Origin of the sequence: Agromyces sp. NPDC058484 (assembly GCF_042720415.1) — a bacterium.
GTDB lineage: Bacteria > Actinomycetota > Actinomycetes > Actinomycetales > Microbacteriaceae > Agromyces.
In genome coordinates this window covers 9,015-32,365 of sequence record NZ_JBHXMP010000008.1, presented here as the reverse complement: position 1 = coordinate 32,365, position 23,351 = coordinate 9,015, and the positions used below count along the sequence as shown (strand labels likewise).

Genomic DNA, 23,351 nt, shown 5'->3' with positions numbered 1-23,351 from the left:
GATATCCTCCTCATCAGTGCGCACTCATGGACAGCCTAGCGCGGTCGCACCACGACCAGCAGATCGCCCGCCTCCACCTGCTGGGTCTTGGGAATCGCGACGCGCTCGATGACGCCCCCGATCGGCGAGGTGATGGCGGCCTCCATCTTCATCGCCTCGATCGATGCGACGCTCTGTCCGGGGGCGACTTCGGCGCCCGGCTCCACCTGCAGGGTCACCACGCCGGAGAACGGTGCGGCGATCTGGCCCGGCTGGGAGGCATCCGCCTTTTCGGCCGTGCGCGAGTCGACGACGATGCTCCGGTCGCGCACGAACACCGGACGCAGCTGACCGTTCAGGATCGTCATGACGGTGCGCATGCCCTTGTCGTCGGCCTCGCCGATCGCCTCGAGGCCGGCGTAGAGCCGCACGCCCTTGTCGATCTCGACCACGTGCTCGGACCCCTGGCGAAGGCCATACAGGTAATCGGCGGTGTCGAGCGCGGAAAGATCGCCGAAGAGTTCGCGGATCTGCTCGAACTGGCGCGTGGGCGCAGGGAACAGCAGCGCGTTCAGGGTGGCGCGCCTGGTCGCGCTGTCGGCCTCGAGGGCCTCTCGCTGGTCGGCCGTGAGTTCGGTGACGCCCACGCGGACGTCCTTGCCGGCGAGCACCTTCGAGCGGAACGGCTCGGGCCAGCCGCCCGGGAGGTCGCCCAGTTCGCCCGCCATGAAGCCGACGACCGAGTCGGGCACGTCGTACTTGTCGGGGTTCTCCGCGAAGTCGGCGGGATCGGCCTTCACCGCCGCGAGGTGGAGGGCGAGGTCGCCGACGACCTTCGACGACGGGGTGACCTTCGGCACCCGGCCGAGGATCGCGTTCGCCGCGGCGTACATGTCCTCGATGAGCTCGAAGTCGTCGGCGAGGCCCAGGGCGATCGCCTGCTGCCGGAGGTTCGAGAGCTGGCCGCCGGGGATCTCATGGTGGTACACGCGCCCGGTCGGGCCGGGCAGGCCCGACTCGAACGGCTTGTAGATGCGACGCACCGCCTCCCAGTACGGCTCGAGGTCGGCGACCGCCTGCAGCGAGATGCCGGTGTCGCGCTCGGTGTGCGCGAGCGCGGCGACGAGCGACGAGGCCGACGGCTGGCTCGTGGTGCCGGCCATCGGCGCGCTCGCGACATCCACGGCGTCGACCCCCGCGCGACTCGCGGCGAGGAGCGTCGCGAGCTGGCCACCGGCGGTGTCGTGCGTGTGCAGGTGCACCGGCAGGTCGAACCGCTCACGCAGCGCCGTGACCAGTCGCTCGGCGGCCGCGGGCCGCAGGAGACCTGCCATGTCCTTGATGGCGATGATGTGCGCGCCCGCTCCGACGATCTCGTCTGCGAGGCGCAGGTAGTAGTCGAGTGTGTAGAGATCCTCGGAGGGATCGAGCAGGTCGCCCGTGTAACAGAGCGCCACCTCGGCCACGGAGTGGCCCGTGGCGAGCACGGAATCGATCGCCGGACGCATCTGCGAGACGTCGTTCAGCGCGTCGAAGATGCGGAAGATGTCGACCCCGGTCGCAGCGGCCTCGCGGACGAACGCATCGGTCACCTCGGTGGGATACGGCGTGTACCCGACCGTGTTGCGGCCGCGGAGGAGCATCTGGATGTTCACGTTCGGCAGTGCCTCGCGGAGCGCGGCGAGCCGCTCCCACGGGTCTTCGCCGAGGAAGCGGAGCGCGACGTCGTACGTCGCGCCGCCCCACGCCTCGATGGAGAGGAGCTGGGGCGTGGTGCGCGCGACGTACGGCGCGACCGCGACGAGATCCTTCGTGCGCACGCGTGTGGCCAGCAGCGACTGGTGCGCGTCGCGGAACGTCGTCTCGGTGACCGCGAGCGGGGTCTGCGCCCGAAGCGCGGCGGCGAACCCGGCGGGACCGAGCTCGAGGAGGCGCTGACGGAATCCGGCGGGTGCTGGCGCCGACAGGTCGACCGCCGGCAGCTTCTCGGCCGGGCTGACGGACGTGGGTGCCGGTCCGTTCGGCTGGTTCACCGTGACATCCGCGAGCCAGTTGAGGATCTTGGTGCCGCGGTCCTTCGAGACCCGACCGCGCACGAGCGACGGGCGCTCGTCGATGAACGACGTGCTGAGGTCGCCTGCGATGAACGCCGGGTCCTCGAGCACCGCCTGCAGGAACGGGATGTTCGTGGAGACGCCGCGGATGCGGAACTCGGCGAGGGCGCGCTTCGCGCGGGCCACCGCGGCCGGGTAGTCGCGGCCACGGCAGGTGAGCTTGGCGAGCATGGAGTCGAAATGTGGGCTGATCTGCGCACCCGGGTTGATGGTGCCGCCGTCGAGGCGGATGCCCGCACCGCCGGGCGAGCGATAGGTCGTGATCTTGCCGGTGTCGGGCCGGAACCCGGCGGTCGGATCCTCGGTGGTGATGCGGCATTGGAGGGCAGCACCGCGGAGACGGATGTCCCCCTGCAGGAGCCCGAGCTCGGCGAGGGTCTCTCCCGCCGCGATGCGCATCTGCGACACCACGAGGTCGACATCGGTGACCTCCTCGGTGACCGTGTGCTCGACCTGGATGCGCGGGTTCATCTCGATGAACACGTGCTCGCCGGCACGCTCGCCGGCCGTGTCGAGCAGGAACTCGACGGTGCCCGCGTTGACGTACCCGATCGAGCGCGCGAAGGCGATCGCGTCACGGTACAGCCGCTGGCGGATCTCATCGGAGAGATTCGGCGCCGGGGCGATCTCGATGACCTTCTGGTGCCGGCGCTGCACCGAGCAGTCGCGCTCGAACAGGTGCACCGTCTCGCCGGACGCGTCCGCAAGCACCTGCACCTCGATGTGCCGGGGGCGGAGCACCGCCTGCTCGAGGAACATCGTCGGGTCGCCGAAGGCGCTGTCGGCCTCGCGCATCGCCTCCTCGAGGGCACCCCGGAGCTCGTCCTTCGAGTTCACTCGGCGCATGCCCCGTCCGCCTCCGCCGGCGACGGCCTTGGCGAAGATCGGGAAGCCGATCTCGTCGGCCTGCTCGATGAGCGCTTCGATGTCACGCGACGGGGGCGTCGACTTCAGCACCGGGACGCCGGCCGCGATCGCGTGCTCCTTGGCGGTCACCTTGTTGCCCGCCATCTCGAGCACGCTCGTGGTCGGGCCGATGAAGGTGATGCCCGCCTCGGTCGCCGCCTGCGCGAGCTCGGGATTCTCGGAGAGGAACCCGTAGCCCGGATAGATCGCGTCGGCGCCCGATTCCTTGGCGACGCGTACGATCTCGGACACATCGAGGTAGGCCCGCACCGGATGCCCCGGCTCACCGATCTGGTACGCCTCATCGGCCTTCAGGCGATGCAGCGAGTTACGGTCCTCGAACGGATACACCGCCACAGTCTTCGCACCGAGTTCGACGGCGGCACGGAACGCACGAATGGCGATCTCTCCGCGATTGGCAACCAGGATCTTCGAGAACATGCAGGCCTTTCCGACGGACAGCGCAGAGTGAACACGGCGCACAGCGAACATTTAGGTATCGCCCGAGGACTAAAGGTAACGTATCTGTTCGTGCACGTACTCAGCGTCAGTTCCCTGAAGGGCGGCGTCGGCAAGACCACCGTTACCCTCGGAATGGCGTCGGCGGCATTCGCCCGCGGCATCCGCACGTTGATCGTCGATCTCGATCCGCAGTCCGACGTATCGACCGGCATGGACATCCAGGTGTCCGGGCATCTGAACGTCGCCGATGTGCTCGCGTCGCCGAAGGAGAAGATCGTCCGATCGGCGATCGCTCCGAGCGGGTGGGCCAGGTCCAACCCCAGCTCGACGATCGACGTGATGATCGGCAGCCCCTCGGCGATCAACTACGACGGCCCGCACCCGTCGATCCGCGACATCTGGAAGCTTGAAGAAGCGCTCGCGAACGTCGAGGCCGATTACGAACTCGTGCTCATCGACTGCGCACCGTCGCTGAACGCCCTCACGCGCACGGCGTGGGCCGCGAGCGACCGCGTCGCCGTCGTGACGGAGCCGGGGCTGTTCTCGGTAGCCGCGGCCGACCGTGCGCTTCGCGCCATCGAGGAGATCCGTCGTGGGCTCTCCCCGCGCCTGCAGCCGCTCGGCATCATCGTGAACCGCGCCCGAGTGCAGTCGCTCGAGCACCAGTTCCGCATCAAGGAGCTGCGCGACATGTTCGGGCCGCTCGTGCTCTCGCCACAGCTGCCCGAGCGCACCTCGCTGCAGCAGGCCCAGGGCGCGGCGAAGCCCCTTCACATGTGGCCGGGCGAGAGCGCCGAGGAGATGTCGCGCCACTTCGACCAGCTGCTCGACCGAATACTCCGCACTGCCCGCATCGCCGACGGCGCGGGCGTACCGCTCGAACTGGATTCCCCGGTCATCTGACGCGCCGGTCATCCGATCGGCCGGCCGCTCATCGTGCGACGGATGCCGCGGTCGTACCGCGGGTCGGCGTCAGGAGATCTTGCGCGACCGCGCGCTGCGTCGCGCGGCGAGCTCGTCCATGGGATCGGCCGGTTGCGTGTCGAGCTCGACGAGCGTCGACTCGACCTCGCGGAGCACTTTGCCGACCGCGATGCCGAACACGCCCTGGCCCCGGTTCACCAGGTCGATCACCTCGTCGTCCGATGTGCACAGGTAGACGCTCGCGCCGTCGCTCATCAGCGTCGTCTGTGCAAGGTCCTCGATGCCCGCAGCGCGGAGCTGCGTGACCGCCGTGCGGATCTGGCGGAGGGAGATCCCCGTGTCGAGAAGGCGCTTCACGAGCTTCAGCACGAGGATGTCGCGGAACCCGTAGAGCCGCTGCGAACCGGAGCCCGCAGCGCTGCGCACGGTGGGCTCGACCAGTTGCGTGCGCGCCCAGTAGTCGAGCTGGCGATAGCTGATCCCTGCGGCTCGTGCGGCGACGGCGCCGCGGTATCCGACCGCGTCGTCATGCTCGGGCATGCCGTCGGTGAAGAGCAGGCCGAGGTCGTAGCGAGCGCTTTCGCTCCGGTCGAGCTCACTCATCCGATCGCCCCTCACTCCCACGCCCGCACCCCGACGGCGCGACTTCCACGCTACCCACGGCGCGGGACTCCGCCAAACACATCGGGCCGAACGTCACGGCGTGTCGCGGATCATCGCACGAGCCGCGCGAGGGCGTCGCGCACCAGGCTCGCGTGCACCGTCTCGAGGTATTCGGCGAGTTCGACCGCGCGCTCGGCGGCACGCGCCTTGTCTGCGGCATCCGACCGTCTCGACGGTGCGATCGCGTGCTCGACGAGGGCGGCCTCGCGCTCTGCTGCGGCTCGGAGCCCACGGAGGTGGCGCGCCTCGATGCCGAAGCTGCGGAGCATCACGAGCGATCGGAGCACGCCGACCGCGTCGTCGCCATAGCGCTCGGCGGCGGGCAGCAGCGATGCCGACACCGCCTCGTCGAGGACGGCGCGGGTGGCACCGGCGGCCTCGATGAGCTCGTCGCGGCGATAGCGCCTGGCGCCGGCCAGGAACGACGCGGCATCCGTCGCACCGGGCAGCGCCGGCGTCTCGCCGGCGTCGATCGCCTCGAGGTGCGCCCTGATGACCTTGAGCGGCAGGTACTGGTCGCGCTGCATGGACAGCACGACCGTGATGCGCTCCACGTCGGCCGCCGAGAACTTGCGATATCCCGCCGCGGTGCGCGCAGGAGACACGAGACGCTGCTCCTCGAGGAAGCGCAGCTTCGATGGTGTCAGCTCGGGGAACTCGGGCTGAAGGAGAGCGAGCACCTGACCGATGCCGAGCAGCTGGGCCCGGCTGCTCGCGTGCGTGGATGGGGCGGTGCCCGGCACTAGCCGCTCGCCAGCGGCGCCAGATCGCGTCGGGAGGCGTAGAAGGTGAGCCGGAACTTGCCGATCTGCACCTCGGCGCCGTCGCTGAGGAGCGCCGTGTCGATGCGCACCCCGTCGAAGTACGTGCCGTTGAGCGAGGAGAGGTCTTTCACCTCGAATGCCGTGCGGTGGCGGAGGAACTCCGCGTGCCGCCGGGAGACCGTGACGTCGTCGAGGAAGATGTCGGCGTCGGGGTGGCGCCCGACGGTGGTGACGTCGGTGTCGAGGAGGAACCGTGCCCCGCTGTTCGGTCCGCGGCGCACGATGAGCAGCGCCGAGCCCGACGGCAGTGCCGCGATGGCCTCCTGCTCCTCGGCGGAGATGTCGCCGTCGACCGCCGAGAGCTGCGCCGCGGCCTCGCGGCTGAACCCGATCGTCGTATCTGCCGTCGCGTCGCTGACGGCACCCGTCGACGTCGTCTCGGTCGACTCGTCGCCGGCTTCGCTCGCGCCGCCGGCCTGAGTGTTGTCATCCGCCACGACTAACCTCCCTGCTCCAGCGTATCCGATCGAGGCTCGTCCGCCACACGGGGAATCCGGATGACGCGGGCGGTCTCGATCGCGTAGATGACGCCCGCCCACCAGTACAGGAAGGCACCCCAGAGCGTGATCGCCCAGCCGATCGGTTCGCTGATCGGCTGTACCACCGGGAAGGCCAGACCGAGCATGATCACGGGCACTCCGAAGAAGAGGGCGAACGTGGCGACCTTTCCGAGCTGGTGCACGGGCAGCGGCCCGAAACCGTGGTTGGCGAGCACCACGCCGAGCACGAGAAGGAGCACGTCGCGAGCGACGATGACCACGACGATCCACCACGGCACGAGGTCGTTGGCCGCGAGGCCGACGAGTGCGGCGAAGATGTAGAGGCGATCGGCCGCGGGATCGAGGAGCTGGCCGAGCCGGGTGACCTGCCCCAGACGACGCGCGAGGTACCCGTCGAGAAGGTCGGTGAGGCTGGCGATCACGAGCACGACCAGCGCGCCGACGTAATCGCCGACGACGATGAGCACGAGGAACAGGGGCACCAGTGCGAGCCGCAGCATGCTGAGGACGTTCGGGATCGTCCAGACCCGCGATTCCCCGGCACGCTCCCCAGCCACGATGCGATCCTACCGAGCCGCGGAATTCCGCCACGGTCCCCGGTCGTGTGTCTCGTGATCTCCGCGCGGTCGCCGCGAGTGCTCGCGCGTCGTCAGAGACGATCGCGGAGCGCGGGCCACGACTCCGAGAATCGCGGATGCAACGGCAACCCACCCACCGCCTCGACCGGAACCCAGCGCAACTCGATGCTCTCGGGGTCACTCACGACCGGTGCGAATCGCTCGCTCGCATCGGCCACGACGGTGGTGTACGACCAATACCCGAGATCGAGCACCGAAGTGAAGCGCACCGCGAGGACCGCGGCCGGCACCCCGGCCTCCTCGGCCGCCTCACGGACGGCCGCATCGACGGCGCCCTCGTGCTCGTGGCGGGCGCCGCCCGGCATGCCCCAGGTGCCGCCGAAGTGACTCCAGGTGGCACGGTGCTGCAGCAGCACCTCGAAGGCGGGGCTCACGACGAGGAGCCCGGCGGCGCCGAACCTGCCCCAGTATCGCGCGCCGTCGGGTCCCTCGACCCAGGCATCCCCGCTCGCTCTGCTCATCAGTCCAGCATGACGCACGTCGAGATCGGACCGGACCGGCGTCCGGTGGGCGGGAGTGCGGTCGTAGGCTGAGGCCATGTCCTCCGATTCGCCGGTGCGCATCGACGCATGGCTGTGGGCCGTGCGGCAGTTCAAGACCCGCTCGGCGGCCACGGCGGCGTGCCGCGCCGGGCATGTGCGGGTGAACGGCGAACGCGCGAAGGCGGCGCAGTCGGTGCGCCCCGGCGACGAGGTGCGGGTACGCATCGACGGCTTCGACCGCATGCTGGTGGTGCGCCGGACCCTCGTGAAGCGCGTGTCGGCGACGATCGCCGCGACGGCACTCGAGGACCGTACGCCGCCGCCTCCGCCGCGCGAGGCGACAACCATCGTGCCGGTGCGCGACCGTGGTGCCGGGCGGCCCACGAAACGCGAGCGGCGCGATCTCGAACGACTCCGCGGCAGGTGACGACTCGCCGCGATGGCCGCCCGGCTCCGCCCGTGCACGGCCGGGCGTAGCCTGAAGCAGTGCAGAAGGAACTCACCCACGAACCGGATGCCCGCCGCTACGTGCTGCGCGTGGACGGCGACATCGCGAGCGTCCTCGACTATCGGGTGCTCGGCGACGCGGTCGCCTTCACCCGCACGTTCACGAACCCGCAGTACCGGGGAAGCGGGCTCGCGGGCGAGCTCGTCGCCTTCGCCGCCGACGACGTCGAGGCGACATCCGACCGTCGCATCGTGCCGAGCTGCTGGTACGTCGGCGAGTGGTTCGACCGCCACCCCGACCGGGCCGGCCTGCTCGACCCCCGGACGGCCTGAGGCCATGGCCGCAGGCTACTCCGCAGCCCAGGTGCGCGCCGCCGAGGCGCCGCACCTCGCCGCCGGGGAGCCGCTCATGCGCCGCGCGGCTGCGGCGCTCGCTGCGACCGTCCGTCGATCGATCGGCGAAGGTGATGCGCCCACCGGGCCGGTGGTGCTCCTCATCGGTTCGGGCGACAACGGCGGCGATGCGCTGTTCGCCGGGGCGGAGCTCGCGGCGGAGGGGGTGCGGGTCGTCGCCGTCCCCGCATCCGAGCGCCATCACGTCGGCGGCGGCGAGGCGGCTCAGCTGGCGGGCGTGCACCTCCTCGACGCCGATCCGGATGCCGCGGCCGACGCGCTGGAGACGGCGGCGCTCGTCGTCGACGGCATCCTCGGCACGGGCACGAGCCGTTCTCCGGCGCTCCGGGGCCCCGCACGAGCGCTCGTCGCCGCAGCGATCCCCGTCGTGGCGCGCCGCGGGATCCCGGTGGTGGCCGTCGACCTGCCGAGCGGCATCCAGCCCGATGACGGCAGCGTGCCCGATCCGACCGTACTGCCGGCGACGATCACGGTGACGTTCGGTGCGGTGAAGGCCGGGCTCCTGCTCGAGCCGGCGGCCGCCTACGCCGGCAGGGTCGAGCTCGTCGACCTCGGCCTGGGGCCGCAGCTCGCCGGAATGACGCCGCTGATCGTGACAGCGGACTGACGACGGGCAGGAACGGAGTCCACGACTCCGGCCCCGTCGACCAGACGGATCAGTACCAGTTCATCGACTGGGAGTGCGACCACGCGCTGCACGGGGTGCCGTACGCGCTCTTGATGTAGCCGAGGCCCCAGGTGATCTGGGTCCGCGCGTTGGTCTCCCAGTCGTCGCCCGCGGTGGCCATCTTGCTGCCGGGCAGCGACTGCGGGATGCCGGTGGCGCCGCTCGAGGCGTTGTACGCGGTGTACGACCAGCCGGACTCCTTCTGCCAGAGCTTGTCGAGGCACTGGTACTGGTCGGAGCCCCAGCCGTACTGCGACGCGGCGAGGTCGGCGGCGAAGGCTCGTGCGCCGTCGGGGGTGTTCGCCGCGGCGAGGTCGGCGGCTGCGGCTGCCGCCGCCGCCTCGGCGGCCTCGGCCTGGGCCTGGTCGAACGCGGCCGCCGCTGCGGTCGTCTTCGCGGCCTCGGCACGGGTCGCCTCGGTGAGGTCTGCGACCTCGTCGATCGGGATCCGGCGGTAGTCGCTGAGCGACGCGACGGACGCGGCGAGGCCCGAGGCGTCGATCTTGCCCTCGGCGGCGGCGAGGGCCGCGTTCGCGACGGAGATGGTGTCCTCCGCGTTGTCGAGGACCCTCGCCTCGGCGATCGTGCGGTAGGCGTCGACCTGCTCGCCGTGGAGGCTGCTCGCGAAGTTGAGCGCCGCAGTGGCGTCGACACGCTCCTGGGTGGCGACGGCGTTCTGCACGGTGAATCCGGTGCCGACGACAAGGCCGGCGGCGACGATGGCGCCGGCGACGATCAGTCGTCTGCGGCCGGTGCGGCGGCGGCGGCGGTCGCGGCGCGGGTGTTCTGCGGTTGAGTCGGAGGCGTTCTGGGCGTACGTGATGGAAGTGTCGTTTCGCATGGATTCTGGGGCGCTCGGTCGGGTTCGTCGGGGGCGTGCCACCGAGCGTGGGCACGGTCAGCCACTCTGCCGTGCGAATCTGGACAGGTCCTCGGTTTCTCCTGTGCAGACCATGACCGTGCGGTCTTGAGGCCGAGTCATACAGACGTAGAATCTCGAACCGTCGCAATCGGTCGGTTCGGCCGGCAGCAACCCGCCATTCGCGACGGTTCGGTGAGTTGCTGCGCGGGTTCGACGAGGTGCGCGGTCCGGGGCTTCGCGATACTGGGACGATGCGCACCCCGTCCGACGGCTTCCCTCAGCTTCGTTCGTCCGATCGCTGTCCGTGCCTCAGTGGCGACACGTTCGGCGAATGCTGCGGCCGGCTCCTCGAGGGAGTGACGCAAGCCCCGACCGCGGTGCAACTCATGCGATCCAGGTATTCGGCGTTCGTGGTCGGCGACGCGGAGTACCTCCTCGCCACGTGGCATCCGTCGACCAGGCCACACACGCTCGAACTCGATCCGGCAATGCGGTGGTACCGGCTCGACATCGTGCGCCGGGAAGGCGGCGGACCGCTCGACCGGGACGGCATCGTGGAGTTCCGGGCGTACTACCGGGACGGCGAGCGTGGCGAGCGTGGCGAACAGCAGGAGACCAGCACCTTCGTGCGCGACGGCGGGCGCTGGCGGTACGTCTCAGCCGTCGCCTGAGTCGGCCCCGGCTGCCGCTCAGTCGCGCTCGTCGTCGGTGGCGAAACCGTCGAGCACCGCGCGTTCCCCCGACTCGAGGAGTTCTTGGAAGAGGGTGATCTGGAGGCCGGCCGGGGCGTCGAGCCGGGAGTTGAGCGACTGCCAGGGTGTCACGACGGGTTCGGCCACGACGCGTGCGCCCGCACCCTCCAGCCGGCGCGTGACACCCTCGGCGTCGACCACCTCGAACGCGAGCCGGATGTGCGGGCTCTCCGCACCTGCTGCCTCGACCCGGTCGACGGCGCGCTTGTGCACGGGGTTGCCGATCTCGAGGGTCGCGCGGCCGACGTCGAGGATGACGACCCGGTCGTCGCCGCCCTCGGCGAAGGCGAGGTACTCGGGGAGGCCGAGCGCGTCGCGGTAGAACGCGACGGCGGCCTCGTAGTCGGCGGCCTCGACGACGACGCGGAGTTGCAGGACCGGTGGCGTGGCGGCATCCGTCATGCCCGAATCCTGCCAGGAGCCGGTGACATCCGCGAGGGTCTCACCCGTTCGGCGGAGCGGGGTACGGATGCTGCCTCAGCAGCCCCGCGAGATGCACGGCGTTCCGCACGAGTGTCGCGTTGGCCTGCAGGACGGCGTCGGGTGTCACGTCGAGGTCCTTGTAGTCGGTCTTCTCCATCGCGGCGCCGTTCCAGTAGGTGCCGCCCTGGGCGGGCACCGTGAACCCGACGTCGTTCAGTGCCTGGTGCAGGTCGGCGGTGATCTTGTGGGCGCCGTCCTCGTTGCCGAGGACGGCGGTGGCCGCGACGCGGCCGAAGAGGATGGGGCGGCCCGCGTCATCCGTCGTCGAGAGCTCGGCGTCGAGACGCTCGAGCACGCGCTGCGCGATGCTGGACATGTGGCCGAGCCAGGTGGGCGTGCAGATCACGAGGATGTCGGCGTCGAGGATCCGGGTGCGCAGCGACGGCCACTCGTCGCCGTCGCCCATGTCGGCGTCGACGCCCGGGGCGACGTCGAGGTCGACGACCCGTACGATGTCGCCGTCGGCGCCGTGCGCGGCGAAACCGCCGAGGAGCTGTTCGGCCAACAGCTGGCAACTCGATTCCGCAGGCGAGTGCTTCAGCGTGCAGTTCAGCAGGAGCACGGTCTGGTCAGTGGCGTGCATTCTCGGTCCGCCCTCTCCCGCGCGATGACACGCGCCTCCTCTTGTTTCTAGGCGAGCGGGCCGGTCGGACTGAAGGGGTTGACATGGTCCGGCCTCAGGCGTCATCGACCCCGCCCTCGTCGAGCGTGCGTCCGTCGAGGGCCGCGTACGCCCGTTCGACCGCCCAGACCAGCCCCTGCACGGGCACGGGCCATCGATCGTGGGCGGCGAGCGCCTCGGCAGCGCCGAGCCCCGCGTCGTGGGCCGCCGCGAACCGGTCGGCGATGGTGGCGAGATCGGCGGCTTGATGCGCGACGAACCCGCGATCGACGATACGTCCGTGCCCGGGCACGATGACGTCGCCCGGCTGCAACTCCCGCACCATGGCCTCGAGGACACGGGGCCAGTCGAGCGGGTAGCTCCCGGAGCCGTACATCGGCGGCCCCGACTCCTCGACCAGATCGCCCACGATCCACACCCGCTCGGCCGGGACGAATACCACGAGGTCGGTGTCGGTATGCCCGCGTGGCTGCGGCCTCAACTCGACCATGCACCCGCCGAGGTCCAAGCGCGTCGGCACCGCGACCGGATGCGTCGGCGGGACGAGTCGGACGTCGGCCCACCGCATCCCGGGCTCCCGCGCCGGATCGGCCCGCCATGCGGCCAGGCGCGGTCCCTCGTAGCGCTCGAAGTGACGGGCTGTGGCGGAGTGGCCGTGGATCGCGGCATCCGTCGCCGAGCCGGGGCCGAACATCTGGTTGCCGAACGTGTGATCGAAGTGCGCGTGGGTGTTCACCAGTCGGCGCACCGGCCGGTCGAAACGCGATCGGAGGTCGGCGAGGATCTCCTCGCCCTCGTGCGGGTCGCCGCCCGAGTCGACGACGAGCAGCTCCCGCTCCCCCTCGACGACCACGACGGAGAGGTCGAAGGGGCCGCCGCGGCGCTGGTGGATGCCCGGGGCGACCGTCGTCCAGGTGGTCACCCTCCGAGCCTAGTGAGGCTTCGCCGTGCCCTTGTCGGACTCGTCCGCAGTCAGCAGAATCGTCGACCGGTCGGAGGCAATCCAAAGGGTGGAGCCGTAGCGTGGCATCCGTGACCCCGCTCGATGGATCCCAGAACACGAGGCGCGCCGAGGCGCCCACCATGCTCACCGATCGTGCGCAACGCACGCTCGAGTCGATCGACGGGCGCACGCTCGACGAGATGCGTGCGCTCCGCGACGAGACCGAGCGATTCATGCTCCGTTACCGGTTCGGCATGGACGAGGTCATCACGAAGCTCTCGATCCTGCGCGACGAGTTCAGCCAGAACCACGACTACAACCCGATCGAGCACATCTCGAGCCGTCTGAAGAGCCTCGACAGCGTCATCGCCAAGATGCAGCGCAAGGGTATCGAGCCGTCGTTCGACTCCATCCGCGAGACGATCACCGACATCGCCGGGGTGCGGGTGACGTGCAGCTTCGTGTCCGACGCGTACCGGCTCGCCGAGCTGCTCACTGCGCAGCGCGACATCCGGGTCCTGAAGGTGAAGGACTACATCGCCGAGCCGAAGAGCAACGGATACCAGAGCCTGCACCTCATCGTCGAAGTGCCGGTGTTCCTGTCGACCGGCGCGCACCCTGTGGCCGTCGAGGTGCAGATCCGAACGATCGCGATGGACTTCTGGGCGAGCCTCGAGCACAAGATCTACTACAAGTACGACCGGCAGGTGCCCCCGGAGCTCCTCGACGGGCTCACGGATGCCGCGCGCACCGCTGCGGAGCTCGACGCACGCATGGAGCGACTGCACCGCGAGGTGCACGGTGCACCGGCGCACGCGCGCGGGCACATCGCGATCTGACGGCGAGCGCGGTCGGTGCGCCCATCGGCGGAGCGCGATCGGCCGGACCCGACGTGCGGGGCGCCCCCGGCTCGGGTGGACGCGGCATCCGCTCACTGGGGGTTGCGTGCCCGGCTGGGCTGCACCCGCATCGGCTCGCCCGGCATCTTCGGGAAATCGGGCGGGAAGGGCAGCTCGCCGAGGCCGTCGTCGAGATCGCGCTGCCACCAGTCGAGCAGCATGCCGATGCGACCCGGGTTCGACTGCATGCCCGCCCACGGGTCGCCGACGTCGCGCAGCCGGTCGGGCACCGTGCGGATCGTGAACCGCGTCGGGTCGGCGTGCTCGAGCTCGTCCCATTCGAGCGGGCACGACACCGACGCGTGCGGCAGCGGGCGCGGACTGTAGGCGCCCGCCATGGTGCGGTCGCGGTTGGCCTGGTTGTAGTCCACGAAGATGCGATCGCCGCGCTCCTCCTTCCACCACGCCGTCGTGATCTCTGCCGGCATCCGTCGCTCGAGCTCACGGCCGAGTGCGATCACCGCATGCCGCACATCGAGGAACTCGTGCTCGGGCTCGATCGGCGCGAACACGTGGATGCCGCGACTGCCCGAGGTCTTCACGAACCCCGTGAGGCCCACCTCGCCGAGGAGCTCGCGCAGGGCGAGCGCGGCGGGAACCGCCTCGGCGAAGCCGGTGCCGGGCTGCGGATCGAGGTCGATGCGCAGTTGGTCGGGGTTGTCGGTGTCGGCGGTGCTCGACGGCCACGGATGGAACACGATCGTGTTCATCTGCGCCGCCCAGACGGCGCCGGCCGGCTCGTCGAGCACGAGCTGCGGATGCCTCCGTCCGCTCGGGTAGGTCACGGAGACCGATCGCACCCACTCGGGTGCCCCCTTCGGCGGGTTCTTCGAGAAGAACTGCTCGCCGTCGATGCCGCCCGGGAACCGTTGGAGCGATACCGGCCGGTCGCCGTTCGCCTCGATGAACGGTCCGCCCACCGCGACGAGGTACTCGGCCAGCTCGAGCTTGGTGACGCCGACCTCGGGCCAGATGACCCGGGTCGGACTCGAGATGCGCACCTCCCGGTCGCCGTGCGGACCAGGAACATCGAGTGTGACAGCATCGCCGGCCATGGGTGCGACGCTACTCGACTCCCCCGACGGTCGCACCACGGAAGCCGGGCTCGCGTGCGGTTCGTGCTACGCCACGGAGGCGTACCGCCGCGCCGCGCGTTCCCTCGCCTTCGCGGCCTCGACCTCGCGGTCCTTCGGCGGCGCGGTCGTCACGAGGTCGTCCAGCAGGTGCCGCGTGATGTGCGCGATCTCGGCGACCGCCCGGTCGAACGCCTCAGCGTTCGCCTTGGACGGTTTCGTCGATCCGCTCACCTTTCGCACATACTGCAGGGCGGCGGCGTGCACCTCGTCGTTCGTCGCCGCAGGTTCGAAGTTGTGGAGGGTGTGGATGTTCCTGCACATATCCCGAGCCTAACCCCGCGAAGGTGAGGTCGTCTCGGCTCCATTCGAGATCCGATAGGACGGGAGGCCACGCCGCCGGATCAGCCACTCGGCGACGACGAGATTCGGCAGCCAGGCGAGGAACGGCACGGCGAAGTAGGCGTTGTCGAACGCGTCGCCGAAGTCGACCGAGCCGCCGCCCGCCAGCATCTGCGCGGTGACGAGCACGCCGAGCCAGAGGCGCAGCGTCACGGCGGAGTAGGTGAGCGCGAAGTTGCGCATCATCCAGGCACGGTGGCTTGCGACATCCCGCCGCCGGATCGCCCGGTAGGCCCTCCAGCCCGTGACCAGCCACAGCAGGGCGAGCCCGCCGAAGCCGAAGAGGCCGACCAGGCCCGCCTCGTTGAACGGCGCCATCACGAGTCCGGCGACGCCCGCGATCGCGACGGCGGCGAGGTATGCACGACCCATCCAGCGGTGCACGGAGCGGTATCGATCGCGAAGGCCGCGCCAGAACTGGAACGGGCCGATGACGAGCGCGAGCCCGCCGGCGACGATGTGGGCGTAGAAGGCGGCCTGCACGACGACGGGACGACCCTCGTAGTTGCTCGCGAGGCCGGCGCCCGAGTCGGACAGGTCGGCGAGCGAGGCAGTGAGGTACGGGACGACGGCATACGCGGCGATCGCGAGCGACGAGAGGACGAGCCAGGTCCAGGCGACCCGGGTCGCCGCCGTGCGCGTCTTCGGGCGGCGACGACCGGGCGCGGCGTCGGCGGGGCGCGGCGGGAGTTCGGTTCCAGTGGTCATGGCGGTCAGGCTACGAATGCACTGCCGCCCGCCGGTATGGGGCCAACCCCCGAATCCACGGATTCCGTCACACGCGCGTCTGGCGCTCGTCTGTCACCGGTCGCAGCCGGAACAGCCGGACGACCCGGCCCGAGCCGCGCTCGTAGTCCCGGTACCCGGGCCACTGCGCCTCGATTCGCGACCAGGCCGCGTCCCGATCGTCGTCGCCGATGAGGCTCGCACGCACGGACATCCGCCGACCGCGAACGGTGATCGCGGCATCCGGGTGCGCGAGCAGATTGTAGGTCCAGGCCGGATGCCGCTCCTGCGCGAACGTCGTGCCCGCCACGATGGCGCAGCCTCGACCGTCGGGCGTGTACATGAGCGGGGTCTCACGCGGCTCACCCGACCTCGCCCCTGTCGAGTGGAGGAGGAGGGAGGGCACGAGGAGCGCGCTGAGCTGCACGCGGCCGCCGCTGAGCCACGCCGCCAAGCGCTCGACGGGCGGAAGGACGACGGGGGCGAGCGCCCGGAACGGGCGTGTGCGGGTGAGGGGAGCGATCACCTGGCGGACGACCTGTTGCACTGTGGCCATCCGCCCATTCTGCTGGACGCCGCTACTGCCCCGGATGCGGCCCGTCAATCCCCTGCGTGCGCCCGCCCACGCGCCGTAGCGTGGGCAGAGGCCCCGCGACCGCGGAACGGGCCCGAACGATCGGAGGAGCCATGTCCGACGCACTGCGACCGGGAGAACCCGCCGAGGGCGAGTACACCGACTCCGAACTGCCGCTCGACGCGGAACTGCCCAAGGAGGAGTACGACGAGGCCGACGCGGGCGACGCGCGGACCGGGGACACCGAGCCGGTCGAGGTCGACGTCATCGAGATCGTCGACGACGACCGCGCCTGATCACCCGCGATCCGACGGACTCGGAGCCTTCGAGTCCCGCTCGCCCTCCACGGCGGCGCGTGCCGCGGCGAGTTCGGCAGCGGCATCCGTCGCGCGACGCTCGGCCCGCTGCATGCGCCTGATGGCGAGCGACGGTGCACCGTGCCGCGCGTGCACGCGATCGTGCTCCTCGTCGACGCCGGTGACGATGTACGAGGCGGCGATGAGGATGACCTGGGCCGAGAGGTTGAACCAGAGCAGCAGGGCGATGAGCGATCCGAACGAGGCGAACAGCGGGTTCCTCGACGCGCCGCCGACGAACAGGCTCGACAGCACCTGCAGCGCGGTCAGTCCCACGCCGCCCAGCAGCGCACCCGTCCAGAGCGATCGGGCGCTCGGCCGGAGCCCCGAGAGGAGCCGGAACATCGCCGCGATCACGATCGTGTCGATTGCGAAGATCACGAGGATCGACACGACCCGGGTGGCACCGTCGTAGACCGGGGCGCGCTCGGAGACGCCGAACCAGCCGAAGAGCGTCTCGAGCGCCGCCGTTCCGAAGAACGTCACCGCGGCCGCGAGCGCGAGCGCTGCCCCGAACGCTACCGCGAGCGCGAGGTCGCGCAGGATCAACCAGAGGAAGAAGGTCTGGTCGTCGGACTGGTCGCCCAAGTCGCGGAACGCCACGCGCAGCGAACCGATCGCGCCGATGGCGGCCACCACGACGCCGATGAGGCCGATGATGCCGGCGATCGAGAGCGTGACCGGCTGGATGAGGTCGTCGGGACTGATCAGCCCGTCATCGCCGACGAGGCCCGGGATGGCGGCGCCGATCGTCGCGACGAGCGCGTCCATCGCGTCGGGCCGGCCCGACAGCCAGATGCCCCCGACCGCGAATCCGAGGAAGACGCCCGCGAACACGGAGAACAGCGCACGATACGTCACGCTGTCGGCGAGCATCGGCCCGTGGTGCTCCTGGTAGAGGAGCACGGCACGCACCGGTTTCGTCGCGAGCGCCCATGCGGTGGCCCGTCTGCCCCACGCGACGATCCCCGCGAACGGCCCGGCCTGCTTCGCCTGCGTCTGCTGCGCGCCCATTCCGTCAGGCTATCGAGCGCCGGATGCCGCGTGCACACGCTTGACACGGGGGCCGCCGCAGCAGCCCCCGTGTCAGACGATGCCGATCAGTACCAGCCCTGGGAGTTGAACGTGTCCCACGCACCGCACGGCGTGCCGTAACGGCCGGCGATGTAGCCGAGGCCCCACGAGATCTGGGTCGCCGGGTTGGTCTCCCAGTCGGCGCCGGCCGAGGCCATCTTGCTGCCGGGAAGGGCCTGCGGGATGCCGTAGGCACCGCTCGACGGGTTCGAGGCGTAGACGTTCCAGCCGGACTCGTGGTTCCAGAGCTCGACGAGGCAGCCGAACTGGTCGTCGCCCCAGCCGCGCTGGGCCAGCATGTCTCGGGCGATGGCCTGCGCCCCGGTCGGGTTCGCAGGCGCGCCGGGCCGCGACGACCCCGACGAGGACGACTCGTTCTCGGCGGCGGCCGCGGCGTCGGCAGCAGCCTTCGCGGCGGCCGCGGCGGCCGCGGCGTCGGCGGCGGCCTTCGCTGCGGCTTCGGCGGCGACGCGGTCGGCCTCCGCCACGGCGGCGCGCACGGTCTCGGTGTGCACCGTCGTCGTTCCGACGAGATCGAACACGCGCTCGGGGGCGAGCAGCTTGTAGTCGGCCAGAGCCGCGACGGACGCCGTGAGCTGCGCGGCATCCGTCTTGCCCTGTGCCGCGACAATGGTGTCGTTCGCGCCGCTGAGCGTGTCCTCGGCGGCCTTCACAGCACGAGCCTCGAGAATGCCCCCGTGCGCGTCGAGCTGGTCGACGTTGAGGTTCGTCGCCTCCGTCAGGACACGGGTCTCGGCGATGCGATCGTTCTGCGCCGCCACGGCGCCCTGCACGACGAATCCGGTGCCGACCATCGCGCCGATGGCGGCGACGGCGCCGGCCACGAGGAGCGGGCCCTTGCGCATGCCCTTGGACGTGCGCCGGCGACGGGTGGCATCGGGCTGGACTTCGGAGATGGAGGTGTTCTTTGAGGAGGAAGACTGGTTCTGCATGACCTTCACGGGGCGAACCGTGAGCCGGGGGGTGCTCGACGATCCTGGACTCGACGTTCCGCGGACGCGGGGGCGCCCGGGCGAAGTGGCCAGTCTGCCGAGAACTTCTGGATAAACCCTCACGTGTTCCTGTGAATGTCATCAAGACTGTTGACGATGGCTCACGATTTCGGCGTGTGTGCGGGCGCCGCCGCCACCCGGCGATCGCGCGCGTCAGGCCTCGTCGCGGTGGTCGCCACGCAGTTCGATGCTGATCTGCTCGGCGTCGAGGGTCTCGAGGGCGCCGGTGAGCACGGAACCGCTGAACGTGCCGTCCTCGCGCGCGGCGAGGAGCGCCTCGCGTTGCGCCTCGATGATCTCGAGCCGCAGCACGCGGTGCAGTTCCTGGTCGGTCGCCGGTTCGGGCTCGACCTTCGGCCCGCCCGCGACGACGGCCGCCTCGCGGTGCCGCCGCTCGACGTCGTCGGCGGCGCCGCGCAACAACCGGCGCAATCGGGCGCGTTCCGCCGTCGCCGCGTGGTGGTCCACTCCGGCAGGCTTCACCAGCCGGACGACCCAGGGAAGGGTGCCGCCCTGGATGATGAGCGATCCCGCGGCGACGAGGAACGCGATGAACACGATGAGCGACCGGTCGGGGGTGTCGTGCGGGAGCGTCTGCGCGGCAGCGAGCGTGACGGCGCCGCGCATCCCGGCCCAGACGATGACGGCTCCCTCGCGCCAGCCGAGCGGCACCGCCATGAAGTAGTCGATGTCGGCGACCTTGCGGCGGATCCGCGACCTGAACCGTTCGAGCGACCCCGACGACGGCGCTCGCCGTCGTCCGCGGCGGCTCTCGGGCGCCGTGTCACCGGCGCCCGATGCTGGAGCAGGATCGAGGCCGTCCAGCCGCTCCTGCACGGCGGCGAGCTTCGGCTTCATGCTCGCCCCGCGCCGGAAGCTCCTGCGCTGGAGACTCAGCGTCGGCCACACGTAGAAGGCTCGCACGAGAAGCACCGCGACGAACGAGATCGCCGCGATCGCCGAACCCACGGCCACGCCGCGCGTCTCGTCGCCGAGGTCGCCGAGGATCGCCGACAGCTCGAGCCCCATCACGAGGAACACGGCCCCCTCGAGGACCAGCTCGATCGTGCGCCAGTTCTGGGCGTCGGACAGGCGATGCTGCGGCGACAGGCTCCGGATCGCGCCACGACCGGTCACGAGTCCGGCGACGACCGCAGCGACGAGGCCGGATGCCCCGAGCAGCTCGCTGGGCACGGAGGCCAGGAACGGCACGGTGAACGAGATCACCGTGTTCACCGTGGCATCCGTCACCTTCGACCGCACCCACAGGTTCGCCTTGCCGACGAGATAGCCGATCACGACCGCCACGACCACGGCGAACACGAAGTCGCCCACGATGCCCCAGAAGGTGACGGATGCCGCGGTCGCCGCGATCGCCGTTCGCAGCAGCACGAGCGCCGTGGCGTCGTTCAGGAGGCTCTCGCCCTCGAGCACCGTGACGATGCGCGGCGTCACGCCCACGCGCTTCACGATCGACGTCGCCACCGCGTCGGTCGGGCTCACGATCGCACCGAGCGCGATGCCGGCGGCGAGGCTCACGCCCGGCACGAGCCAGGTGAAGAGAAACCCGAGCGCCACCGAGCTCAGCACCACGAGCGCCACCGAGAGCCCGCTGATCGCTCCGAATTCTCGGCGGAACTCCATCGACGGCATCGACACGGATGCGGAGTAGAGCAGCGGCGGCAACACCCCGGCGAGGATCCACTCGGGGTCGACCACGACGTCGGGCACGATCGGCAGGAAGCTCACCGCGATGCCGACGATGACCAGCAGGAGCGGCGCGGAGACACCGAGCTTCGGACCGATCGCGGTCGCGCCCGCGATGCCGAGGAGCCCGAGCACGACGACGACCAAGAGCTCCACGCGCCGCTCCTTCCCCCGCCTGCCGCCAAGTCTGGCGCATCACGCCGCTCCGGCGCGACGGGGCATCCGTCACCGAGCTCGGAAACCGCCCTCCCAGCGAAGTCACAGCGGAAGGGCGTGGGATGCGGAACATGGCGCCCGCACCGCCGGTTGACCATCGTGAGGAGGAACGAATGTCGCAGGACTATCGCAGGACTCCGGAGGCGCTCGCCGGCCTCTCCCCCGACCAGTACCGGGTCACCCAGGAGGACGGCACCGAGCCGGCGTTCCGCAACGAGTACTGGAACCACCACGAGCCCGGCATCTACGTCGACGTGGTCTCGGGGCAGCCGCTGTTCGCGTCGACCGACAAGTACGACAGCCGTTCGGGGTGGCCGAGCTTCACCAGGCCGATCGAGCAGAGCGCGGTGACCGAGAAGCTCGACCGCTCGCTCTTCATGAAGCGCGTGGAGGTGCGCTCGTCGGGCGCCGACAGCCACCTCGGCCACGTCTTCGACGACGGTCCCGCCGAGGCCGGCGGCCTGCGGTACTGCATGAACTCGGCCGCGCTGCGGTTCGTGCCGGTCGCCGAACTCGAGGTGCAGGGATACGGCCGGTACCGCAGACTGTTCGAGACGACGGATGCCGCGGCCGCGGCATCCGAGGAGGAGGACGCATCATGACGAACCCCGGCGAGATCACCAGGATCCCCGGCACCGAGACCGCCGTGCTCGCGGGCGGCTGCTTCTGGGGCATGGAGGACCTGATCCGCAAGCGCCCCGGCGTGCTCCGCACCCGGGTCGGCTACACCGGCGGCGACGTGCCGAACGCGACGTACCGCAACCACGGTTCCCACGCCGAAGCGCTCGAGATCGTGTTCGACCCGTCGAAGGAGTCGTTCCGCGACCTGCTGGAGTTCTTCTTCCAGATCCACGACCCGTCGACCAGGAACCGCCAGGGCAACGACATCGGCACGAGCTACCGCTCGGCGATCTTCCCGACCACGCCCGAGCAGGAGGTCACCGCGCACGAGACCATCGCCGACGTCGACGCGACCGGCCTGTGGCCCGGCCCCGCGACGACCGAGGTCGTGGCCGCCGGCCCGTTCTGGGAGGCCGAGCCCGAACACCAGGACTATCTGGAGCGCTATCCGAACGGCTACACGTGCCACTACGTGCGGCCCGGCTGGAAGCTGCCGAAGCGCGACGCCGAGACCGTGGCGTAGGCGGTCAGCGGGCGACGATCCCTCGCACCGCCCACGCCCGTGCGACGAGGGCGATCGAGCCGTCGTCGCGGAGCGGCATCCGCTCACGCAGTCGCTCCCTCAGGCGATCGCGTTCCGGTGCCTCGAGCGACATCGCGTATGCCGGCGCCGGCCCCTGGCCGCCGAGGAACGGCGCCCAGTAGTCGTCGAAGTCGCGGAACACCGTCGGCACCTCGATGCCTGTGGTCTCGATGTCGAGCAGCCCGGCGGTCGCGAAGCGCCACGTGAGCGCCTCAGGGGTGCACTCGGCGAACCGCACCCCCTCGTCGAGCGCCGCCGCGGCGGGGTCGAGCTCGGTGGCGACTTCCCAGAACCGACGCATGAGCTGCATGCGACCGGAATAGTCCCAGACATAGCCGCCGATGACGCCGTCGTGCGCTGCCACGCGCGTCATCTCGGCGAGCGCGGCGTCGAGGTCGGGCAGGAAGTTCAGCACGAGCCCCGAGACGACAGCGTCGAAGGACGCGTCGTCGAGCGGCAGCGCCGCGGCATCCGCTCGATGGAACGTCACCCGGGCGCTGAGCTGGTCGACCGCCGTCTCGAGGAATCCCTCCGACTGCTCCACGCCGTCGACCGACGCGGGCACGCCGTGCTCGAGGATGGCCGCGCAGAGCGCGCCGGTGCCGCAGCCGACGTCGAGCCACCGTTGATCGGGCCGCACGCGCAGCCACTCGAGGAACCGCGGGGCGACCTCGCGGCTCCATCGGCCGACGTACCGTTCGTACGCGCGGCCCTGCTCCCATGTGTCGGGCACAGGATCCTGAGCCATGCTCAACGGTACCGCGCCCCGACCAGCGGCGCTCGGCTCGGGCGGGCAGCCGAGTCCGCCGAGCGCCTCCCGTGGTCAGGACACCGGGCGAAGCCCCGCGAGCACCTCGTTGAGCGCCTCCGTGCTCGACGGGTGCGTCCAGATGCCGTCGCGCAGTTCGCCGGCGGTGACCCCGGCGCGCATCGCGAGCGCGATCAGGTTGATCACCTCCTGGGCGTCGACCGAGAACACCGTCGCGCCCAGCACGAGGTCGGTGCCGGGATCGACGATCACCTTCATCAACCCGTGGGTCTCGCCCAGGATCTTCGGCCGCGGCATCGCGGCGATGTCCGCGACGTGCTTCGCTGCGACGAGCAGTGCCTTTCCGCTCGCACGTGCCTCGGTCTCGTTCATCCCGACGCGGGCCAGCGGCGGCGTGAGGAAGATCGTGTTCGGCACCGCGACGCGATCGGCGGTCGTGCGCTCGTCGGAGCCGTTCAGCTGCGACATGGTGATGCGATGGTCGTCGAGCGAGATGTACGTGAACTGGGGTCCGCCGTTCACGTCGCCGACGGCGAACACGCGGGGCACCGATGTGCGGAGCCGTGCGTCGTAGTCCACCACACCACCCGACCCGAAGAGCACGCCCGCCCCCACCACCCCGACGACATCGCGACCCCGGCGGCGGGCCCGGGCGC

The 23,351-nt window shown here is 70.6% G+C and carries 27 protein-coding genes and 1 pseudogene; 9 read left to right on the top strand and 19 right to left on the bottom strand.

Going from position 1 to position 23,351, the window contains the following annotated elements; genetic code table 11:
- Positions 1 to 35 precede the first annotated feature (35 nt).
- Entirely contained in the window at positions 36 to 3,440 is a 3,405-nt protein-coding gene (locus ACFWN7_RS08310; RefSeq protein ID WP_376938319.1) for a pyruvate carboxylase, read from the bottom strand.
- Between the two features lie 90 nt (positions 3,441 to 3,530).
- On the opposite strand from ACFWN7_RS08310, the gene ACFWN7_RS08305 reads away from it, so the two are divergent.
- Positions 3,531 to 4,364, top strand: a complete 834-nt coding sequence (locus ACFWN7_RS08305) for a ParA family protein (protein WP_376938317.1) — start codon at positions 3,531 to 3,533, stop codon at positions 4,362 to 4,364.
- A gap of 69 nt (positions 4,365 to 4,433) precedes the next feature.
- Here ACFWN7_RS08305 and ACFWN7_RS08300 read toward each other — a convergent pair whose 3' ends face one another.
- The 5 genes from ACFWN7_RS08300 to ACFWN7_RS08280 all read right to left on the bottom strand — a co-directional run bounded on the left by ACFWN7_RS08300 (position 4,434) and on the right by ACFWN7_RS08280 (position 7,471).
- Positions 4,434 to 4,988 carry a MerR family transcriptional regulator gene (locus tag ACFWN7_RS08300; protein WP_376938315.1) on the bottom strand — a complete coding sequence of 185 codons (555 nt, stop codon included), beginning with the start codon at positions 4,986 to 4,988 and terminating at the stop codon, positions 4,434 to 4,436.
- 110 nt (positions 4,989 to 5,098) lie between these two features.
- Positions 5,099 to 5,791 carry a MerR family transcriptional regulator gene (locus tag ACFWN7_RS08295; protein ID WP_376938313.1) on the bottom strand — a complete coding sequence of 231 codons (693 nt, stop codon included), beginning with the start codon at positions 5,789 to 5,791 and terminating at the stop codon, positions 5,099 to 5,101.
- Positions 5,791 to 6,204 (bottom strand): FHA domain-containing protein, encoded by a 414-nt coding sequence (locus ACFWN7_RS08290; protein ID WP_376938448.1) that lies wholly within the window; start codon positions 6,202 to 6,204, stop codon positions 5,791 to 5,793. Before ACFWN7_RS08290 ends, ACFWN7_RS08295 begins: the two co-directional genes overlap by 1 nt.
- A 107-nt stretch (positions 6,205 to 6,311) precedes the next feature.
- A complete protein-coding gene (locus tag ACFWN7_RS08285) occupies positions 6,312 to 6,929 on the bottom strand; it encodes a CDP-alcohol phosphatidyltransferase family protein (protein WP_376938311.1) in 618 nt (205 codons plus the stop codon).
- Between the two features lie 92 nt (positions 6,930 to 7,021).
- Positions 7,022 to 7,471, bottom strand: a complete 450-nt coding sequence (locus ACFWN7_RS08280) for an NUDIX domain-containing protein (protein WP_376938309.1) — start codon at positions 7,469 to 7,471, stop codon at positions 7,022 to 7,024.
- A 76-nt stretch (positions 7,472 to 7,547) separates the two neighbouring features.
- Between ACFWN7_RS08280 and ACFWN7_RS08275 the strand changes: the two genes are divergently transcribed.
- Genes ACFWN7_RS08275 through ACFWN7_RS08265 form a run of 3 tightly spaced genes read left to right on the top strand, consistent with a single transcriptional unit; the run spans position 7,548 to position 8,960 of the window.
- Positions 7,548 to 7,919 carry an RNA-binding S4 domain-containing protein gene (locus ACFWN7_RS08275; RefSeq protein ID WP_376938307.1) on the top strand — a complete coding sequence of 124 codons (372 nt, stop codon included), beginning with the start codon at positions 7,548 to 7,550 and terminating at the stop codon, positions 7,917 to 7,919.
- Positions 7,920 to 7,978: 59 nt separating this feature from the next.
- Positions 7,979 to 8,272 (top strand): GNAT family N-acetyltransferase, encoded by a 294-nt coding sequence (locus ACFWN7_RS08270; RefSeq protein ID WP_376938305.1) that lies wholly within the window; start codon positions 7,979 to 7,981, stop codon positions 8,270 to 8,272.
- A 4-nt stretch (positions 8,273 to 8,276) separates the two neighbouring features.
- A complete protein-coding gene (locus ACFWN7_RS08265; protein WP_376938303.1) occupies positions 8,277 to 8,960 on the top strand; it encodes an NAD(P)H-hydrate epimerase in 684 nt (227 codons plus the stop codon).
- Positions 8,961 to 9,009: 49 nt separating this feature from the next.
- Here the strand turns inward: ACFWN7_RS08265 and ACFWN7_RS08260 are convergent, their stop codons facing one another.
- Positions 9,010 to 9,861 (bottom strand): hypothetical protein, encoded by an 852-nt coding sequence (locus tag ACFWN7_RS08260; RefSeq protein WP_376938301.1) that lies wholly within the window; start codon positions 9,859 to 9,861, stop codon positions 9,010 to 9,012.
- A 272-nt stretch (positions 9,862 to 10,133) separates the two neighbouring features.
- Between ACFWN7_RS08260 and ACFWN7_RS08255 the strand changes: the two genes are divergently transcribed.
- Entirely contained in the window at positions 10,134 to 10,553 is a 420-nt protein-coding gene (locus tag ACFWN7_RS08255) for a YchJ family protein (protein ID WP_376938300.1), read from the top strand.
- An 18-nt stretch (positions 10,554 to 10,571) separates the two neighbouring features.
- Here the strand turns inward: ACFWN7_RS08255 and ACFWN7_RS08250 are convergent, their stop codons facing one another.
- From ACFWN7_RS08250 to ACFWN7_RS08240, 3 genes are all read right to left on the bottom strand, one after another.
- Positions 10,572 to 11,036 carry a VOC family protein gene (locus ACFWN7_RS08250; protein ID WP_376938299.1) on the bottom strand — a complete coding sequence of 155 codons (465 nt, stop codon included), beginning with the start codon at positions 11,034 to 11,036 and terminating at the stop codon, positions 10,572 to 10,574.
- A 40-nt stretch (positions 11,037 to 11,076) separates the two neighbouring features.
- On the bottom strand, positions 11,077 to 11,700 hold the full coding sequence (locus tag ACFWN7_RS08245; protein WP_376938298.1) for a flavodoxin family protein: 624 nt from the start codon (positions 11,698 to 11,700) through the stop codon (positions 11,077 to 11,079).
- A 94-nt stretch (positions 11,701 to 11,794) separates the two neighbouring features.
- Positions 11,795 to 12,661: an MBL fold metallo-hydrolase gene (locus ACFWN7_RS08240; RefSeq protein WP_376938297.1), complete on the bottom strand. Its 867-nt coding sequence runs from the start codon at positions 12,659 to 12,661 to the stop codon at positions 11,795 to 11,797.
- Between the two features lie 221 nt (positions 12,662 to 12,882).
- Between ACFWN7_RS08240 and ACFWN7_RS08235 the strand changes: the two genes are divergently transcribed.
- Positions 12,883 to 13,521 carry a GTP pyrophosphokinase family protein gene (locus ACFWN7_RS08235; protein ID WP_376938447.1) on the top strand — a complete coding sequence of 213 codons (639 nt, stop codon included), beginning with the start codon at positions 12,883 to 12,885 and terminating at the stop codon, positions 13,519 to 13,521.
- 92 nt (positions 13,522 to 13,613) lie between these two features.
- On the opposite strand, the gene ligD is transcribed toward ACFWN7_RS08235, so the two are convergent.
- From ligD to ACFWN7_RS08215, 4 genes are all read right to left on the bottom strand, one after another.
- Positions 13,614 to 14,636, bottom strand: coding sequence for a non-homologous end-joining DNA ligase (gene ligD, locus ACFWN7_RS08230; RefSeq protein WP_376938296.1), 1,023 nt, complete (start codon positions 14,634 to 14,636; stop codon positions 13,614 to 13,616).
- A gap of 66 nt (positions 14,637 to 14,702) precedes the next feature.
- Positions 14,703 to 14,978: a DUF2277 domain-containing protein gene (locus ACFWN7_RS08225; RefSeq protein ID WP_376938295.1), complete on the bottom strand. Its 276-nt coding sequence runs from the start codon at positions 14,976 to 14,978 to the stop codon at positions 14,703 to 14,705.
- Between the two features lie 9 nt (positions 14,979 to 14,987).
- The gene (locus tag ACFWN7_RS08220; protein ID WP_376938294.1) at positions 14,988 to 15,764 is read right to left on the bottom strand and encodes a DUF2306 domain-containing protein; all 777 of its coding nucleotides are present in this window, start codon (positions 15,762 to 15,764) and stop codon (positions 14,988 to 14,990) included.
- Positions 15,765 to 15,831: 67 nt separating this feature from the next.
- Positions 15,832 to 16,338: a nitroreductase family deazaflavin-dependent oxidoreductase gene (locus ACFWN7_RS08215; RefSeq protein WP_376938293.1), complete on the bottom strand. Its 507-nt coding sequence runs from the start codon at positions 16,336 to 16,338 to the stop codon at positions 15,832 to 15,834.
- A gap of 131 nt (positions 16,339 to 16,469) precedes the next feature.
- On the opposite strand from ACFWN7_RS08215, the gene ACFWN7_RS08210 reads away from it, so the two are divergent.
- Positions 16,470 to 16,652 (top strand): hypothetical protein, encoded by a 183-nt coding sequence (locus ACFWN7_RS08210; RefSeq protein ID WP_376938292.1) that lies wholly within the window; start codon positions 16,470 to 16,472, stop codon positions 16,650 to 16,652.
- Here ACFWN7_RS08210 and ACFWN7_RS08205 read toward each other — a convergent pair whose 3' ends face one another.
- The 3 genes from ACFWN7_RS08205 to ACFWN7_RS08195 form a co-directional block, all read right to left on the bottom strand.
- Positions 16,653 to 17,726: a YihY/virulence factor BrkB family protein gene (locus tag ACFWN7_RS08205; protein ID WP_376938291.1), complete on the bottom strand. Its 1,074-nt coding sequence runs from the start codon at positions 17,724 to 17,726 to the stop codon at positions 16,653 to 16,655.
- 86 nt (positions 17,727 to 17,812) lie between these two features.
- Entirely contained in the window at positions 17,813 to 18,739 is a 927-nt protein-coding gene (locus ACFWN7_RS08200) for a lytic transglycosylase domain-containing protein (protein ID WP_376938446.1), read from the bottom strand.
- A gap of 213 nt (positions 18,740 to 18,952) precedes the next feature.
- Positions 18,953 to 20,662, bottom strand: coding sequence for a cation:proton antiporter (locus ACFWN7_RS08195; protein WP_376938290.1), 1,710 nt, complete (start codon positions 20,660 to 20,662; stop codon positions 18,953 to 18,955).
- 173 nt (positions 20,663 to 20,835) lie between these two features.
- On the opposite strand from ACFWN7_RS08195, the gene msrB reads away from it, so the two are divergent.
- On the top strand, positions 20,836 to 21,324 hold the full coding sequence (gene msrB / locus ACFWN7_RS08190) for a peptide-methionine (R)-S-oxide reductase MsrB (protein ID WP_376938289.1): 489 nt from the start codon (positions 20,836 to 20,838) through the stop codon (positions 21,322 to 21,324).
- On the top strand, positions 21,321 to 21,866 hold the full coding sequence (msrA, locus tag ACFWN7_RS08185) for a peptide-methionine (S)-S-oxide reductase MsrA (protein ID WP_376938288.1): 546 nt from the start codon (positions 21,321 to 21,323) through the stop codon (positions 21,864 to 21,866). The genes msrB and msrA overlap by 4 nt, the downstream gene beginning before the upstream one ends.
- Positions 21,867 to 21,870: 4 nt before the next feature.
- Here the strand turns inward: msrA and ACFWN7_RS08180 are convergent, their stop codons facing one another.
- The gene (locus tag ACFWN7_RS08180; RefSeq protein WP_376938286.1) at positions 21,871 to 22,674 is read right to left on the bottom strand and encodes a class I SAM-dependent methyltransferase; all 804 of its coding nucleotides are present in this window, start codon (positions 22,672 to 22,674) and stop codon (positions 21,871 to 21,873) included.
- Between the two features lie 75 nt (positions 22,675 to 22,749).
- Positions 22,750 to 23,351 (bottom strand): annotated as a pseudogene (locus ACFWN7_RS08175) (pyridine nucleotide-disulfide oxidoreductase); the annotation flags it as partial.